The organism is Mycobacterium asiaticum, from assembly GCF_001673315.1.
GTDB classification, from domain to species: Bacteria; Actinomycetota; Actinomycetes; order Mycobacteriales; family Mycobacteriaceae; genus Mycobacterium; species Mycobacterium asiaticum_B.
The window spans coordinates 43,916-61,463 of sequence record NZ_LZLQ01000124.1; the positions used below are offsets into that span (position 1 = coordinate 43,916).

Below are 17,548 nucleotides of genomic sequence, written 5' to 3' on the forward strand. Positions count from 1 at the left end.
TGCCGAATCCTTGCCGGATCCTTGGCGTGAACGGGGTCCGGAAGATCGGGCCGATCGCGACGAACTATTCAGCTATGCGCAGGACGGCGAAGGAGTGCGCGGGCAGCTTGGTGGCGTTGTCACCGATCTTCGGTGCGTCCCAGGCCAACACCAGCTCGCCGCTCACCGGAACCGTGACGGGGTCGGCGCCCAGGTTGCAGATGATAGCAATGGTGCTGCGGCGCATGGCGATCCACTGCTTCTCCTGGTCGTAGTCGACGCTGAGGTGATCCAGCCAGGGGTCGGTCAAGTCAGGCTCGTTGCGGCGCAGTGCGATCAGGTCGCGATAGGTCTGCAGCAGCCTGGCGTGTTCGTCGGCGTTCACCTCGGTCCAGATCAGCTTGGACCGCTCGAAGGTTTGCAGATCCTGCGGATCGGGGATCTCGTCGGCGTCCCAGCCGTGCTCGGCGAATTCCGCTTTGCGCCCATCCCGGGTGGCTTGCGCCAGTTCCGGTTCGGGATGTGAGCTGAAGAACTGAAATGGGCTCGACGCGCCCCACTCCTCACCCATGAAAAGCATTGTCGTAAAAGGGGATCCGAGCACCAGAGCGGCCTTGACCGCGAGCTGGCCGCCAGTCAGGTTCTGCGAGGGCCGATCCCCGAGGGCCCGATTTCCGACCTGGTCGTGAGTGCAGGTGTAGGCCACCAGCCTGGTCGCTGGAATCCCGGTTTCTTCCGCCGTGTCCAGTGGTCGTCCGTGTCGTCGCCGCCGGAACGACGAATAGGTGCCTGCGTGGAAGAAGCCGTGGCGCAGCGTCTGCGCCAGCGTGGCCAGCGAACCGAAATCGGCATAGTAGCCCTGACGTTCACCGGACACCGCGGTGTGAATGGCGTGGTGGATGTCATCGGCCCACTGCGCGGTCATCCCGTGGCCGCCCCGGTCACGCGGGGTGATCATCCGCGGATCGTTCAGGTCGCTCTCGGCTACCAGTGCCAGGGGGCGGCCCAATTGCCTTGACAGCCAGTCGGTCTCGGTAGCCAGCTCCTCCAGTATGGGTATGGCGGTGGTGTCCACCAGGGCGTGCACGGCGTCCAGACGTAAGCCGTCGGCATGAAAATCACGCATCCAGCGCAATGCGCACCCGATGATGTAGTGCCGGACCTCGTCGGAGTCGGCGTCGGCGATGTTGATGCCCTCGCCCCAGGGGTTGCTGGCCGACGACAGGTACGGCCCGAACTTCGGCAGGTAGTTGCCCGAGGGCCCCAAATGGTTGAACACCGCGTCGATCAATACGCCCAAACCACGCGCGTGGCAGGCGTCGACCAGCCGGACCAGCCCGTCCGGGCCTCCGTACGGTTCGTGCACGCTATACCAGAGCACCCCGTCATAACCCCAACCATGGGTGCCGGCAAAGGAATTGACCGGCATCAGCTCGACGAAGTCGACCCCGAGCTCCACGAGGTAGTCCAGCTTCTGGATCGCGGCGTCGAAGGTGCCCTCCGGTGTGAACGTGCCTACGTGCAACTCGTAGATCACCGCACCCTCGACCGACCGGCCGGGCCAGTCGGCGTCGGTCCAGGCGGCCTCGGCGGGATCCCACAGTTGCGAACGATCGTGTACCCCGTCGGGCTGGCGGGGCGAACGCGGATCGGGCAGCACCGTGGAGGCGTCGTCGAGCAGGAACCCGTAGCGTGCATCGGGCGGAGCGTCCACCTCCGCATGCCACCAGCCGTCCTGGGACCGCGACATGTCATGCACGACGCCATCGACGTCGAGCCGCACCCGCTCGGGTTTGGGCGCCCACACCCGGAATTCAGGCATCGTTGCGCTCCAGGAGTATGACGGGCAGGTCGGCGAACAATTCCACGGCGGAGACAGGTCCGCTTGCCATGGCGCCGGTCAGGGTGTCAGTCCAGGAACCCTCGGGCAATGGCAGCACCGTGTTGCCCCACCCGGTGTCGTTCAGCCGCACCGTCCAACGCGTTACCGCGACCACGACCTTGCCGCCGCGGCTGAACGCCACGATGTGGTCACTGGCGTCTCCGCTGGCAAGCACCGGAACGTAGTCGCCCTGCAGGAAGCATTCCGGACGGGAGCGGCGCAGCCGAAGCGCGGTGGCGACGACGCGGATCTTGGGATGCTGCAAGTCGTTGAGCGCGGCTCGCCGGGTGGCGTAGTCCACTTCCCGACGGTTGTCCGGGTCGACCAGGCTGTCATCCCACAGCTCCGTGCCCTGGTACACATCGGGTATGCCCGGCACGGTCAGCGCTAGCAGCTTTTGGCCCAGCGCGTCGCTTGCGCCGTGCGGATTGAGCTGACCGACGAGTTCGGTCAGCGCCCCGGCCACGGGACCGTCCAGCACGGTGTCCAGCCAGCGGTGGACGGCTCCCTCGAATTCAGTGTCGGGATCGTTCCAGGTCGTGTGCAGTGCCGCTTCCCGGATCGCCTTCTCGGCGTAACCGTGCAGCCGCTCCCGCAGGGAATCGGTGATCTCACCGCTGACCGGCCAGACGCCGAAGATGTTCTGCCACAAGAAATGTCCGGTCGCTTTGTCCGGGGCGGGCGCCTGATTCCCCCAGCGCGCCATGAACTCCGTCCACAGCGACGGGACCTGGGAGAGCACCCCGATGCGGGCGCGCACATCTTCCCCGCGTTTGGTGTCGTGAGTGGTCAGTGTCGTCATCGCCTGCGGCCACATCCGGGCGCGGGTCACGGCACTCTGATGAAACTCGGCCGCACCGACGCCGAAGCGGTGCGGTTCCCCCCCGACCTCGTTGAGCGAGACCAGGCGTGCGTCGCGATAGAACAGGCAGTCTTCGACGGACTTGGCGGTGACCGCGCCGCACAGCTGCTGCAGCCGGGCAGCGGGTTCCTCACCACCGGCCAACGCGGCGGCCAGCACCTGCAACGCTGGACCCAATTCCGGTTGCGCAGCTTCTGTTTTCGCCAAAGCTGTAGGCAGAATCGCCGCGAGACCCTGGTAGTCGGAACGGTAGACGTCGATGTGGGTGAGCAGCGCGGCCACGGCATCGGGCAGCAGCGGATCGTCGGCATTAGCGGTGGCCACGATGCTGCGGCGCAACCGGGCCAGCTCACTGCCCAAGGTGTCGGTGGCGGCGCGGATCTTCAGCTCGGTCAACATCTGCGGCATGGCGCCATAGTCCACACCGGCGGATTCGACCAGCTCGGTGAGCGCCGGCTCCCCACTGGGGTCGATGAAGACCCCACCGACCTCGCGCAGCACGTCGTAACCGGTGGTGCCTGCCACCGGCAGGGTCGGTTCCAGGGCCTCGTCGACGGCCAGGATCTTTTCGACCACGATCCAGGCGTCCGGTCCGAGCAATTCCCGCAACCACACCAAATAGCCTGCCGGATCGGACAATCCGTCGGGATGGTCGATTCGTACCCCGTCGACGATGCGCGCACTGACCCAGCGGGCCACCTCGGCGTGGCTGGCGTCGAACACCGACCGATCCTCCTGGCGCAGTCCGGCCAGCGAAGTGATCGAAAAGAACCGGCGATAGCCGACCACCCCGTTGCGCCAGCCCACCAGGCGGTAATGCTGGCGGTCGTGCACCTCAGGTCCGGTGCCGGTCTCGGTGCCCGGTGCGATCGGAAACGCCAGATCACCCAATCTCAGCACATCACCGTCGACGGTCAGATCCGCGGCATCGTCGTCAGATCCCAACACCGGCAGGATGATTCGGCCCGACTCGTCAAGGGTCCAGTCGATATCGAAGAAGGATGCATACTCGGAGTCTCTGCCGTGCCGCAGCAGATCCCACCACCAGGCGTTCTGCTCGGGTTTGTCGACACCGACATGGTTGGGCACGACGTCGACGATCAATCCCATACCGCGGGCCCGCGCCGCCGCCGCCAACCGGTTCAACGCATCCGGGCCGCCGAGCTCGGCTGACACCGTCTCCGGGTTGGTGACGTCATAGCCGTGCGACGAGCCGCTTACGGCGGTCAGGATCGGCGACAGGTAGAGGTGTGAAACCCCGAGGTCGTCGAGGTAGTCCAGCAGGTCCTCAGCGTCGCTGAGGGTGAAGGCGAACCCGCTCGAGGCACCCCGCAGCTGCAACCGGTAGGTTGCCGAAATTGGAAAAACCATGAGTCACAACGTCTTACGTAGGATGAGAACGGAACGGCCGGCCAGCGAAACTTCTTCGCCCCGGCTGACGACCCGTTCGGCGACACCGGTCGGGCTGGTGGTGTCCAACTCGACCGTCCACTGTTGGGCGTAGTCACCGAGCGGCATGACGAAGGTGACCTCCTGGTCGTGAGCGTTGAAGCACAGCAGGAACGAGTCGTCGACCACGCGTTCGCCGCGACGATTCGGCTCGGGCAGCGCCCGGCCGTTGAGGAACACCGCAATGCTCTTGCCGAAGTCGTTGTCCCAGTCCTGCACTGTCATCTCTTGACCGGACGGGGTCAGCCAGGCGATGTCGTGGCCGTCGGGCCCGCTTCGCACCGGCTGGCCCTGCAAGAAGCGACGCCGGCGGAAAATCGGGTGCTTCCTACGCAGTCGCGTCACCTTCTTGGCGAAGGTCAGCTGGTCGGCGTTCGTCTCCACCAATGACCAGTCCATCCACGACAATTCGGAGTCCTGGCAGTACACGTTGTTGTTGCCGAGCTGGGTGCGTCCGATTTCGTCACCGTGGGAGATCATCGGGGTGCCCTGGCTGACCATGAGCGTCACCCAGAAGTTTCGCATCTGCTGGCAACGCACTTCGAGTATGTCCGGGTCGTCGGTGGGGCCTTCGACGCCGCAGTTCCAGGACCGGTTGTGGCTTTCGCCGTCGCGGTTGTCCTCGCCGTTGGCCTCGTTGTGCTTTTCGTTGTACGACACCAGATCATGCAACGTGAATCCGTCGTGAGCCGTGACGAAGTTGATGCTGGCACTCGGACGGCGGCCGGTGGCTTCATACAGGTCCGACGACCCGGTCAGCCGGGAAGCGAATTCGCCCAGGGTTGCGGGCTCGCCCCGCCAGTAGTCGCGCACAGTGTCGCGGTATTTCCCATTCCATTCGGTCCACAAACCTGGGAAGTTGCCGACCTGATAGCCGCCTTCACCGATATCCCATGGCTCGGCAATCAATTTCACTTGGCTGACGACCGGGTCCTGCTGCACCAGGTCGAAAAATGCTGACAGGCGGTCGACATCGTAGAACTCGCGAGCCAGCGTGGCCGCCAGATCGAAGCGGAAGCCGTCGACGTGCATCTCCAGCACCCAGTACCGCAGTGAGTCCATGATCAGCTGCAGGGTGTGCGGGTGGCGCACGTTGAGACTGTTGCCGGTGCCGGTGAAGTCTTTGTAGTGGCGCAGATCCCCATCGACGAGCCGGTAGTAGGCGGCGTTGTCGATCCCGCGGAAATTGATGGTCGGGCCGAGATGATTGCCTTCGGCGGTGTGGTTGTAGACCACATCGAGGATGACCTCGATGCCGGCTTCGTGGAAGCTGCGCACCATCGACTTGAACTCGGCGACCGCGCCGCCGGGCTTGCGGGTGGCCGCATACTGATAGTGCGGGGCAAGAAAGCCAAATGTGTTGTAGCCCCAGTAGTTTCGCAATCCCAGGTCCAGTAGCCGATGGTCGTGCATGAACTGGTGAACGGGCATCAGTTCGATGGCGGTGACGTTCAGTGACTTGAGGTGGTCGATGATCACCGGGTGCGCCAATCCGGCATAGGTGCCACGCAGTTCCTGCGGGATGCCGGGGTGTGTCTGGGTCATGCCCTTCACGTGCGCCTCGTAGATCACCGTTTCGTGGTAAGGGGTGCACGGTGCCCGATCCGACGCCCAGTCGAAGAACGGGTTGATCACCACGGAGGTCATGGTGTGGCCCAGCGAATCGACCATCGGGGGAGTGCCGGTTGCCGAAGGATCCTCGGCAGCGGCCGCCAGGTCATAGGAGAACAGCGCCTGCCCGAAGTCGAAGTCGCCGACGAACGATTTGCCGTACGGGTCCAACAGCAGCTTGCTGGGATCGCACCGCAGACCGGCATCCGGGTCAAACGGGCCGTGTACCCGGAACCCGTAACGCTGACCGGGCGTGACGTAGGGGAGGTAGCAGTGCCAGATGTACCCGTCGACCTCGTCGAGGTTGATCCGGGTTTCGGTGCCGTCGCGCGCGATCAAGCACAGCTCAACCCGGTCAGCAACCTCGGAGAACAACGAAAAGTTCGTGCCGGCACCGTCATACGTCGCGCCGAGCGGAAACGGCGTGCCGGGCCAGACCGTCGTCAGCGCGGGCGGCGTGTCGGCCCCGTCGAACGCAGTTTCGGTTCCTCGCTCGGTGGAAGCCATCACTTGACCTTAATGCCGACAAGGTGGCGCCGGAGGGTGTCCTCACCACCAACCGGTGATTGCCGCGATCTGCCGGCCCAGCTCAGGTGCAAGTGTTCGCATATAGGTCGCTGTCAGGTGATGAGGGTCACGGTAAATGAGCACGTTTCCCTCCACGGCGCGACAGACGTCGGGTCGGCATATCGCGTCGGACAGGTCGAGCGGTTTCAGCAGCGGGAACTGGGCGACGAAGTCCAGCGTGCCGTTGTGCTCGCTGAGCAACTCGCTGCGTTTGATGCCACAGGAGGTCGAGTTGCCGGCTTTGGCCAGGCAGTCGGCGGGGTTGTACGGATTGCCGTCCTTGACCAGCCAGGGTGTGTCGCGCACACCCAGGATCGGAATATTGTTGTCGGACAACGTCTGCCAGATTCCGATGTAGGTCGCGGGCATCACGTCACCGGGTTTGATGTTCCAGGGCCGCGTCGAGGTGGTGAACACGTAGTCGGGACGGTCGCTGACCAGTTTGGCCATGGTCGTCTCCACCCATTCCCGGCACTGGGGATAGGGGGCGTTGTTGCCCATGATCAGCGGGACCTGTTCGGTGGACAGCGCGCAGCCCATCTTCAGATACGTCACCACCCGGAAGTGGTGCAGACGGCCGAGCAGGTCCAGCGCGGGCAGCCAGTGTTCGGCGTGGGAGCCACCGGCCAGGGCGATGGTTCTGGGCGCGTTGTCGTCGCCGTATGTGCAATTCACCACCGCGGGGTTGGCGAAGTCGCTGATGCAACCGTCCCGGGTGGAAGCCGGTAGGTCCTCCCGGACTTCAAGCACGGTGGGTCGCATCCGCAGTGAGGGCACCCGCACGTGATCGACCAACGCCCGCGCCCCGGGATAGTCGTTCGCGCTGAGCCCGCTGAGCTCCTTGCCGGACGCGCGTTCGACCATCAGGTGCTCACGCCAGGTGAACGAGGTCGCCGTGAGCGTGACACCCAGCAGCACGACCACCGACCCCAACACCATCGTCGGCCGGCGCATGCGCTGCCGCCACGGGATCGACGCGGCACGTTGCGCGGTGGGCCGGTAGCGCAGCGGGTCCTCGACGTGCCGGGTGGTCAGGTACGCCAGCACGCCCGACACCAGCAGCACCGCTGCACCTTCGATGAAGTTGGCGTGCTTGTGGCCGGTGTAGGCGAGCCAGAAGATCAGCAGCGGCCAATGCCACAAGTACAGGGAGTACGCCATCGCCCCGAGGGTGACCAGCGGACCGACCGCCAGGATCCGGTTGGGTGCGGGCATGCGGCCGCGAGTGTCCGGCCGGGCCGCCATGTTTGCTCCGGCCAGGATCATCAGCATGGCGGCACCCACGGGTACCAGTGCCCACGGCCCGGGGAATTCGTTGACGCCGTCGATCAGGGCGCCGCAGGACAGGATTGCGCCCAACGCCACCGTCGCCACCACGGTGCGCACCCACATGGGCCAACGGATGACGGGGACCAGGGCCCCGACCAGCGCGCCCAGCAACAGTTCCCAGCCACGCGCAAAGCTGTTGTAGTAGGCGATCGGCTGATACGTGCGATGGGCCACGATCGCGTAGCCGAACGAGGCCACCGTCAGCGCGCTCAACACCACCACGAACAGGGTTCGCTGGTGCTTGCCCGCTAATCCGCGCAACAAATATGCGATTCCGGCGATCAGGAACAGGAACGCCAGATAGAACTGACCCTGCACGGACATCGACCAGATGTGCTGCAGTGGGCTGACCGCCTCCCCGGCGCGCAGGTAGTCCGCCGTCGAGTGGGCCAACTCCCAGTTCTGGTAGTAGCCGAGGCTGGCCAGACTCTGATCGGCGAATGTCTCCCACCGCGTCTGCGGCTGGATCAGCACGGTCAGCAGTGCGCACCCGGCGAGGACCACCACCAGGGCCGGTAGCAACCGGCGCACCAGCCGTACGACTTGGGTCACCGGCGACAGCGACCCGCTGAGCGCGGACCGAAGAACTTTGCCGCCGAAGAAGAAACCGGACAGCGCCAAAAAGACATCCACTCCACCGGACACCCGTCCGAACCAGACGTGGAAGGCGGCCACCAACGCGATCGCTATCCCGCGCAAGCCGTCGAGGTCGTGGCGGTAGAAGCCCGCAGTACGGGTCCCCATTGCGTCCGGCTCCGTGCTGGTAGCCGGTAAGGGAAGCGGTGTCTGCGTCTGCATGATCACCGCTAACTTACCGAAACCGCCACTTGCTCCTGAGCGCTCGTTCGGGCGAGCCGCTCGTGCTCTCGTTGACGTGGCGCCGTCGGAGAGGAGCAAGTGGCGGTGGCGGTGCTGCGGGGGTTACCGGGCGGGCACCGCGGGAACCGGTTGCACCGGAACCAGCTGCAGCGGCGGGGTCGGTACCGGTTGGGCGGGCGCCTGCTGGGCGGGTACCTGCTGCAACGGTGCCTGCTGGGGTAGCTGCTGCACCGGTGCCTGCGGGGCGAGTGCTTGTTGCTGCAGCGGCGCTTGCTGCACCGGCAGTTGCTGCGCCGGTGCCTGCTGCAGCGGCGCCTGCTGCCCCGGGATCTGCTGCAGCGGCGCTTGCTGGCCGGGAACCTGCTGCAGGGGAGCCTGCTGCGTCGGCAGCTGCTGCATGGGAGCCTGTTGCGTGGGCAGCTGCTGAGCGGGCGCTTGCTGGGCGGGCGCCGGTTGAGCCGGAGCGGGCTGTGCGGGGGCCGGGGCTGCCGGCGCAGTTTGTGTCCCGAGGATCCGCACAAGGTAGGGCGTCATGCCGTTACTGCGCACGGGCGAGACCTGGACGACGTCGCCGACCTCCAGCATCTGGCCGTTGCCGAGGTACATCGCGACGCTCTGCGTGCCTTCCGGTCCGTAGAAGATCAGGTCACCCTTGCGGGCTTGCTGCGGCAGTACCCTCTCGCCGATCCGGTACATCTGACCGGAGGACCGAGGCAGCTTGAGCCCGGCACCCGCGTACGCGTACTGCATCAGGCCCGAGGCGTCGAACCCGACGGTGTTGATTCCGGAGCCGGTGCCGCGAGTCGGGCCGGTGACACCGCCGCCGGCCCAGGAGAACGGCACGCCGCGCTGGGAAAGTCCTCGTGCAATGACGGTGTCGGTGACCTGTTGGTAGTCCATCGGCCGGGTGTAGGGGTCGGCTGTTGCTGGTCCGATGGTCACTATGGGCGCCACCACCATGACCAGACCGATCGCAAAGGCGTAGACGCGTTTCATTTGTTCCCTCATTTCCTAAGGCCATTTCGGGAGGCCATTTCGGGCCCGGCCGCCACAGTGGGGCCGAGCGCCGCTGGATGACGGTTGTGAGAGATCGGCGGTCAGGCCGCTCTATTCACACTAGTCACTACAGACACTTTGGCAACAGGGATAAGCGACCGCCAGAGTCACGAAACATTCTTTGTCGTAACGTGACCCGATGGTGATGAGCGGGGCCAATTCCGTGACAGCAGTTGTGATTTCGGTCTCAAAGGGGTGCCCTGGCGTGACGTGCTCCGGCGGCTAACGCCGTAGTTGGTGCCAGTGGTTAGCGCCAGTGGTTAGCGCCAGTAGTTAATGCCAGTAGTTGCTACTGAAGTCAGTGAGTGCTCGGCCGACCACCGAGGCCAGACTCAGGACGGCGACCGAGACGACCGGCCAGAAACACATGAACCAGCCTTTCACCGACGACACGACCGGGCCCAGCAACGCCGTGGTGCCCGCGGCACCGATACCGCCCCAGACCAGGGGGTAGATGTAGTAGTCGGCGCCGAAGGGCACCAGTCCGCAATCCTCGCCCTGGCAGACGTTCTCGGTGAACGCGAACAGCCGCGTCGGCCAACTCGTCAACGTCAGCGCGCAGATCAGCAGCGCCAGCAGGATCACCATCGTGACCACGTCCCAGGGGACCAACCGCAGTCGGATGATCCGCGGCTCGCTTCCTTCGGGTGCTTGCTGCGCCGAGTCGTGCTCCTGCTGAGACTCGTCAGGTGCAGCCATGTCCTGCATGTTTCCCGATGAACCGGTTTTCTGCGACCGATAGGGCAGCCGGGGGGCCTGACCGCTGCATTAGTCTCGGCTTCCATGGCACCGGGCGGCCCCGGGTGGACACCCGCACAGATCAGCGCGATCGACGCCGCTCACCTCTGGCACCCTTACAGCACCATCGGCAGCGAAGCGATACCGCCGGTGGTGGCAGTCGGTGCGCGCGGCGCCTGGTTGACACTCATCCAGGACGGCGCACCGGTCGAGGTTCTCGACGCGATGAGTTCCTGGTGGACCGCCATTCACGGTCACGGTCATCCGGTGCTCGACGAAGCGATGAGCGCCCAGCTCGCCACCATGAACCACGTCATGTTCGGCGGTCTCACCCACGAGCCCGCGGCCCGGTTGGCCCAGTTGCTGGTGCAGATCACCCCGGCCGGCCTGGAGACCGTCTTCCTCAGTGACTCCGGCTCGGTGTCGGTGGAAGTCGCGGTCAAGATGGCGCTGCAGTACTGGCGCAGCATCGGTCAACCCGCAAAGCGACGACTGATGACCTGGCGCGGCGGCTATCACGGCGACACCTTCACCCCGATGAGCATCTGCGACCCCGACGGCGGGATGCACTCGCTGTGGACTGACGTCCTGTCCGCCCAGGTTTTCGCGCCCCAGGTGCCGCGTGACTACGACCCGGACTACAGCGCGGCGTTCGAGGCGCAACTGGCCCGGAATGCGGCCGAACTGGCCGCGGTGGTCGTCGAGCCCGTCATGCAGGGAGCGGGCGGGATGCGCTTCCACGACCCGCAATATCTGGTCGACCTGCGCGACATCTGTCGCCGACACGGGGTGTTGCTGATCTTCGACGAGATTGCAACGGGTTTCGGCCGTACCGGGGAGTTGTTCGCCGCCGACCACGCCGGAGTGAGCCCGGACATCATGTGCGTCGGCAAGGCACTCACCGGCGGGTATCTCAGCTTGGCCGCGACCTTGTGCACCGCCGAGATAGCGCACGCCATCAGTACCGGTGCGGCGGGCGCGTTGATGCACGGTCCGACGTTCATGGCCAACCCGTTGGCCTGCGCCGTTTCGGTGGCCAGCGTCGAGTTGCTCGTGAGCCAGGACTGGCGGGCGCGGGTAGCCGAGATCGGTGGCGGGCTGCTGACCGGCCTGGAACCGGCGCGGGCGCTGCCCGGCGTGACCGACGTGCGGGTTTGCGGCGGCGTCGGCGTTATCGAATGCGACCGGCCGGTCGATCTGACGGTCGCTACGCCGGCGACCATCGAACGCGGTGTCTGGTTGCGGCCCTTCCGCAACTTGATCTACGTGATGCCGCCGTATATCTGCACGCCGGTCGAGATCGCGCAGATCACCTCGGCGATGGTGCAGGTCGCGCGCCTCGTAGGCTGAACCGCGATGGCACCGATCGAGACGACCTCCCCGCTGGCGTGGCTGACAGCGGTGGAGACCGAGCGGCGCGAAGCCGGGTTGCGTCGCGCCCTGCGGCCCCGTGCTGCCGTGGCCACCGAGCTGGATCTTGCCTCCAATGACTACCTGGGGCTCTCCCAGCACCCGGATGTGATCGAAGGCGGCGTGCAGGCGCTGCGGGTCTGGGGTGCCGGTGCCACCGGCTCTCGCCTGGTCACCGGCGACACCGAACTGCACCAGCAGTTCGAGGCTGAATTGGCAGAATATGTCGGTGCCGCAACGGGTTTGGTGTTTTCTTCGGGATACACCGCCAACCTGGGCGCGGTGGTGAGCCTGACGGGGGCGGGTTCGCTGTTGGTATCCGACGCGTTCTCGCACGCCTCCCTGGTGGACGCTTGTCGGCTGTCGCGGGCCCGCGTCGTGGTGACACCGAATCGCGACGTCGACGCGGTGGAAGCGGTGCTGGCCGACCGCCAGGAAGAGCGTGCCGTCGTCATCACCGACTCCGTGTTCAGTGCCGACGGCGCGCTGGCGCCGATCCGCGAATTGCACGCCGCGTGCCGACGGCACCGGGCCCTGCTCATCGTGGACGAGGCGCACGGGCTCGGCGTGCGCGGCGGCGGGCGCGGACTGCTGCATGAGGTGGGCCTGGCCGGCGCACCCGACGTGGTGATGACCACGACCCTGTCCAAGGCGCTGGGCAGCCAGGGGGGCGTGGTGCTCGGCCCCCCGTCGGTGCGGGCTCACCTGATCGACGCCGCCCGGCCGTTCATCTTCGATACCGGACTGGCCCCAGCCGCGGTCGGTGCCGCGCTGGCGGCACTGCGGGTCCTCGACGCGGAACCCTGGCGCCCGGATGCCGTGCTCCGGCATGCCGCTGAACTCGCCCGTGTCTGTGACGTCCCGCAGGTTCCGGAGTCGGCCGTGGTGTCGGTGATCCTCGGTGATCCCGAGGTGGCGCTGGCGGCGGCCACGGCCTGTCTGGACGCTGGGGTGAAGGTCGGCTGCTTCCGGCCCCCGACGGTTCCGGCCGGGACGTCTCGGCTGCGGCTTACCGCGCGTGCGTCCTTGAGCGCCGACGAACTCGCCCTTGCGCGCCGCGTACTCACTGACGTGTTGTCCGGCGTGCGCCGTTGACCGTCCTGGTTGTCACCGGGACCGGCACGGGGGTCGGAAAGACCGTCGCCACCGCTGCGTTGGCCTCGCATGCCCGGCAGGTCGGCGTCGACGTGGCGGTGTGCAAACCGGTGCAGACCGGCACCCGAGACGGTGACGATGATCTCGCCGAGATCGCCCGCCTGTCCGGGGTCACCGAACTGGCGGGGTTGGCCCGGTATCCGCTGCCCATGGCGCCCGCCGCTGCCGCCGAGCTGGCCGGAATGCCGCTGCCCACTCGCGAGGAGCTGCTGCACCTGATCCGCGGCGTCGACAGGCCCGGACGCCTGACGCTGGTCGAGGGCGCCGGGGGAGTCCTGGTCGAGCTGGCTGCCGCTGGTTGCACCCTGCGGGATCTGGCTGTCGAGCTGAGCGCCGCGGCACTGGTCGTGGTCGGTGCGGAGCTGGGTACCCTCAACCACACCGCGTTGACCCTGGAAGCTCTTGCCGCACAACACGTGCCGTGCGCAGGGTTGGTCATCGGCAGTTGGCCGGTGCGGCCCGGGCCGGTGGAGGAGTCCAACCGGTCGGCGTTGTCCAGGCTGGCACCGGTGCGGGCCGTGCTGCCCGCCGCGGCAGCCTCGGTCGGCGTGGACTTCGCCGCCGTCAGCGCCGCGGCGTTCGATCGCGACTGGGTAGCGACGCTGGTCGGCTGATGGCGCATTCGATCGAGTTGCTGTTCGACTCCGATACCGAAGCCGCGATCCGGCGGATGTGGGACGACCTGGCCGCAGCAGGCCTATCCGCCCGGATCCCGCCCGGGCGCCCACACGTGACGGTGGCCGTGGCCCGGCGAATCGGCGCCGAGGTAGACGAGCTTCTGCGTCCGGTGGTGAAGCGGCTTCCGCTGCGCTGTGTGATTGGTGCACCGGTGGTGTTCGGCCGCGGCAATGTCGTGCTGACCCGGCTGATCGTGGCCTCCGGCGAGCTGCTGGATCTGCACGCCGAAGTACATCGAATCTGCGGTCGGCACCTGGTCCCGGAACCGATGGCGAACAGCCTGCCCGGGCAATGGACGGCACACGTCACGCTGGCGCGCCGGCTCGATGGCGCCGTCCTGGGCCGGGCAGTGGAGCTGGCGGGAAAGCCCTCGCAATTCGACGGGCTTCTGACCGGTCTACGTCGCTGGGACGGTGACCAGCGCGTCGAGTACCGGATCGGCCATTAGCCCCCGAACAGCAGGTACAACCCCATGAACGTGTAGCCGACCATCACCAGCATCATGGTCAGCTGCCCGGTGAGCTGATGGTCTTTCGGTAACAGCCGCAGCGCCTTGTCGTGCGCAGCGATGACCGCCACGATGTGCCCGGTGACCACGCAGGCGACCTTGATCGTGGACAGCACCGCGGGGTGCGTCGACAGCACGTAGGCGACATGCGCGTCGGCAAGCCCGAACAGATTCCACCCGCGGCCCAGCGGATCGGCCAGGGCGATGACGGCCTGCTGCCCGCGCTCCACCAGATAGGTCAGGTAGTGGGCGAAGATGTATCCCACCACGATCGGAATCAGCGAGTGCGCCATCTGACCGGGCAGGGCCCGGCGCTGGTCGGCGTCGACACCGCCCGTCGCACGCGCCGCAAGCGAAAACGTCACCGCCACAACCGAAACGAAGAAGAGCAGCCCGACCGTTCGCAGCGCCGACGAGGTCAGCGATTCGGGAACACCGGGCGCTTGACGGACCATCCCGTCGGCGAAATTGCGCCAGGTCGGCGCCGCGGAAAAGCTGTCGAAAGCGGTGGAGCCGAGCAGCACCGCGAGCATCAGCACTACGCCAGGACGCACCGGCAGCGACGGCAGATGGTCGAACGGGTTGCCGATGACGATCTTGCCCGTCTCCGGGTTTCGCCAGAACGGGCAGAGTCGGGACACGGCCATGCTGTACACACCGAACGGGTCGACGCGCGCGAACCAGCGCTGACCACACAGCCACGCCCCGATGAACAAGACGAGGGTGTACACCAGCAGCCACGTCTTGACGGCGGTCAGTGAGGCCGAATCCGGACTCGCCAACTCCATCCAGACAAAGGCGAACAGCCCGAATGCCGCCGGCCGGTACCCCCAGCTGTCCGGATAGGTGAACCGAGGCCGACTGAGGCGCTCGGGCAGGCAGCGACGCAACAGCAGATACGCGGTGCGTACTGGTGAGATCACTCGCCACACCGGCCCGAAGATCAGCGACAGCGCTACCAATCCGACCCAGAGCAGCACGTAGAACGCGCCCAGCAGGCCGTTGGCCTGGGTCTGCGGGCCCCAAATCCCCGCCATCAGCACCCAGACGGCGAACAGGAACGCCAATCCCGCGACAATCCAGCGGGTAATGCGGGAATCGACCACGGTGGTCACCGCATCCGGGAGCGGACGTCCTGGCTTGTCCGGGTCGAAGCGCGGCCGTTTCCAGGCCAGCGCCACCAACGCGAAAGTGAATGTCAGTGCCCAGGCCGCCCCGATCAACGCGAACGTGTACGGCACCGGAAGGTCGTTGGACCCACCGAGGCCGTGCGCCAGCACCGACACAGGGTGGGGACCGGTCACGGCTGAACTTGAATGGTGGCGATCGTCCGCTTGAGGTGATGCAACTCGACATCGACACTGCCGGGCACGTCGACGCTGAACTCGAACGTCTGGTGAGGTGCCGCGGCGATCTGGAACTTGTGGTCTGGCACCGAGTGCACGTGCAGTTCGTCGGTGGTGTCGCTGGTGACGTGCAGGACAATCTGTTGTTTGACCTTGGCCTGCAAGGTGGCGTTGGTCGGGGTGACCTGCCCGTTCGCGATGGTCACGTCGATCGTCAAGCCCTGGGCGGGGGGCTTGCTCGGCGAGTTACCACCGCACGCGACGAACACGCAGGTCAGTAGGCCCGCCCACGCCGTGGCGAGAGTGCGTCCAGCTGTCATCGAGCTACGCCGCTTCTGGCAAGGGGTGCTTTTGTTCCTCCACCCGTTTCGGCTTGGTCACCTCGGAATTGATCCGCCCGGCACCCCAGGTCAGGCCGGCGATCACCATCAGCGTGAAGATCAGCACCAAAATGGAGCCGACGGTGAACAGCCACTCGGGGGCGCTCGGGTCGCGTTCGCGCTGCAGGATGGTGTTCTCCAGGACGAACGGGCGGGTGATCACGGGCTGGGCCGGAACTTCGGGAGCCGGAATCGCCTCGTCGGCCGGTTCGTAGATCGGCACCGCGGTCATGGTGTACCCGTCCTGCACCCGCAGCAGCGTCTTCCAGGAACCCCAAACCGGGATCGGTTCGGTGGTGCGGTAGTGCCCTGGACCGACCCGCTCGAGGCGGTCGATCAACAGACCGCGGTTGTTCTCCATCTTCCCCTGCCAGGACGTGATAGACACCCAGTCGGGATCGTCCTTGATCAGATCCGGAGGGTTGATCTGAACGTCCGCCGATACCATGCGCTTCCCGGGCTCGCTAGGCAGTTCGCTCAGCTTGATGGTGGCGGTGTTTTTGCTGGGGATGACGATGTGCAGACCGTTGGCCACCGCACCGCCGATTACCACTACCGTCGCGGCGACAAGTGAAATGCCGATGGCCCGGCGCGGCAAGCGCTGTCCAGTGAGCACCATCCCGGTCATTGCGCCGCAGACGCCCATCATCACTGCGACCGGCACCGCCATCGCCAATCCCTCGCCCCACATGCTGGTGGGCCAAGGGTAGTGGTAGACGGCTCCGATCCACAGTGACTCGAGCCAGAGACCGATGGTGCCCACCAGCAGGCCGGTGACGGCGCCGAAGACGATCGGTCGCTTGAACAGTGGGGTGAGTGCCATGATCTCGACCACCAGCGCGGGCCCGAGATACAGCGGGAACCAGTTCAGAGGCGCGCCCAGGATGGGCCCGACGGTGAAAGCGACGGCGCCGCGCAGCACGATGGCGAACAGAGCTGCCCCGACTGCCGCGCCCTTGCCGAGTGTCATGCGGGCGACAATCAGTCCCAGCGCGGCGACGCCGGCGATCATCATCGGATGGAAGGCCAGGCGGAATTGCTGGACACCGAAGTCGTATTCGATCTGGTAGACCGACAGACCGATCAGAAGTCCGCCGCAGGACAGGTAACGCAAGAACTTGACGAAGGGCTTCTCGGGTGGAGCGTCGGGCAGCGCACGCCCGCCTTCGTATTCGAGCATCAGCACCGCGAACAACGACAGCCCTGCGCCGCCGATCATCATCAGGTGGGTGGGGCCCCACAAGGTGACGTCCTGGCCGAAGATCCGGTGCCAGATGTCATCGAGGGGGAAGCCGAACAGCGCATACATTCCGCACCCAGCCATCAACACGCCGCCCACCGGGGCGTGCCAGTTATCGGTGATGCGGACCGCCGCGGGACCGGGCTCGTTGAAGGGCAGCGCGATGGCGATCATGCCGCCGAGGAAGATTCCGAACAGACCGATGATGATGAAGTAGTGCGCGGGGTTGGCCAGCGGACCGGGATCGCGCCCTTCACCGATATGCCAGCTGACATCCCAGATAAAGCCGAACAGCGCGCAGATGATCGACGTGGTGTACACCAGGACCGGCAGCGCTACCCAGGACGGGCGCCTGAACTTGACACCCAGCCAGTCCGCGAACTTCTCCAGCCACATGATTCGACGGGTGCGGTGCGCCCAGCCGATGGCCAGCATGATCAGCGTGATGATCAGCGCCGCGACCGAAAGCCCGATTACCTGACTCAGTTCGGCACCGCCAGCTGCAGGCGCCTCCGCAACCACTGACAAATCCACCGCGA

The 17,548-nt window shown here is 66.1% G+C and carries 12 protein-coding genes and 1 pseudogene; 4 read left to right on the plus strand and 9 right to left on the minus strand.

The window, feature by feature from the left end; genetic code table 11:
* Positions 1-64: 64 nt before the first annotated feature.
* From treZ to A5636_RS19270, 6 genes and pseudogenes are all read right to left on the minus strand, one after another.
* The gene (gene treZ / locus A5636_RS19245) at positions 65-1,801 is read right to left on the minus strand and encodes a malto-oligosyltrehalose trehalohydrolase (RefSeq protein ID WP_065160230.1); all 1,737 of its coding nucleotides are present in this window, start codon (positions 1,799-1,801) and stop codon (positions 65-67) included.
* Positions 1,794-4,094, minus strand: a complete 2,301-nt coding sequence (gene treY / locus A5636_RS19250; protein ID WP_065160231.1) for a malto-oligosyltrehalose synthase — start codon at positions 4,092-4,094, stop codon at positions 1,794-1,796. Before treY ends, treZ begins: the two co-directional genes overlap by 8 nt.
* A 3-nt stretch (positions 4,095-4,097) precedes the next feature.
* Positions 4,098-6,290, minus strand: coding sequence for a glycogen debranching protein GlgX (gene glgX, locus A5636_RS19255; RefSeq protein WP_065160232.1), 2,193 nt, complete (start codon positions 6,288-6,290; stop codon positions 4,098-4,100).
* Positions 6,291-6,332: 42 nt separating this feature from the next.
* On the minus strand, positions 6,333-8,477 hold the full coding sequence (locus tag A5636_RS19260) for an acyltransferase family protein (RefSeq protein WP_065160409.1): 2,145 nt from the start codon (positions 8,475-8,477) through the stop codon (positions 6,333-6,335).
* Between the two features lie 345 nt (positions 8,478-8,822).
* Positions 8,823-9,494, minus strand: a pseudogene (gene ripD, locus A5636_RS19265) (NlpC/P60 family peptidoglycan-binding protein RipD); the annotation flags it as partial.
* Between the two features lie 333 nt (positions 9,495-9,827).
* Entirely contained in the window at positions 9,828-10,253 is a 426-nt protein-coding gene (locus A5636_RS19270) for a hypothetical protein (protein WP_065160410.1), read from the minus strand.
* 84 nt (positions 10,254-10,337) lie between these two features.
* On the opposite strand from A5636_RS19270, the gene A5636_RS19275 reads away from it, so the two are divergent.
* The 4 genes from A5636_RS19275 to A5636_RS19290 are packed head-to-tail and all read left to right on the plus strand — an operon-like array spanning position 10,338 to position 13,983.
* Positions 10,338-11,642, plus strand: coding sequence for an adenosylmethionine--8-amino-7-oxononanoate transaminase (locus tag A5636_RS19275; RefSeq protein ID WP_065160234.1), 1,305 nt, complete (start codon positions 10,338-10,340; stop codon positions 11,640-11,642).
* Between the two features lie 6 nt (positions 11,643-11,648).
* Positions 11,649-12,797 carry an 8-amino-7-oxononanoate synthase gene (locus tag A5636_RS19280; RefSeq protein WP_065160235.1) on the plus strand — a complete coding sequence of 383 codons (1,149 nt, stop codon included), beginning with the start codon at positions 11,649-11,651 and terminating at the stop codon, positions 12,795-12,797.
* The gene (bioD, locus tag A5636_RS19285; protein ID WP_065160236.1) at positions 12,794-13,471 is read left to right on the plus strand and encodes a dethiobiotin synthase; all 678 of its coding nucleotides are present in this window, start codon (positions 12,794-12,796) and stop codon (positions 13,469-13,471) included. Before A5636_RS19280 ends, bioD begins: the two co-directional genes overlap by 4 nt.
* Positions 13,471-13,983: a 2'-5' RNA ligase family protein gene (locus A5636_RS19290; protein ID WP_065160237.1), complete on the plus strand. Its 513-nt coding sequence runs from the start codon at positions 13,471-13,473 to the stop codon at positions 13,981-13,983. Before bioD ends, A5636_RS19290 begins: the two co-directional genes overlap by 1 nt.
* Here the strand turns inward: A5636_RS19290 and A5636_RS19295 are convergent.
* From A5636_RS19295 to A5636_RS19305, 3 genes are read right to left on the minus strand one after another with little or no spacing between them, the layout of a single operon-like run.
* Positions 13,980-15,347, minus strand: a complete 1,368-nt coding sequence (locus A5636_RS19295) for a hypothetical protein (protein WP_065160238.1) — start codon at positions 15,345-15,347, stop codon at positions 13,980-13,982. The two genes, A5636_RS19290 and A5636_RS19295, sit on opposite strands and share 4 nt — an antisense overlap.
* Positions 15,344-15,709, minus strand: coding sequence for a hypothetical protein (locus A5636_RS19300; RefSeq protein WP_065160239.1), 366 nt, complete (start codon positions 15,707-15,709; stop codon positions 15,344-15,346). The genes A5636_RS19295 and A5636_RS19300 overlap by 4 nt, the downstream gene beginning before the upstream one ends.
* 4 nt (positions 15,710-15,713) lie before the next feature.
* Positions 15,714-17,495, minus strand: a complete 1,782-nt coding sequence (locus A5636_RS19305) for a hypothetical protein (RefSeq protein ID WP_081287897.1) — start codon at positions 17,493-17,495, stop codon at positions 15,714-15,716.
* Positions 17,496-17,548: the final 53 nt, after the last annotated feature.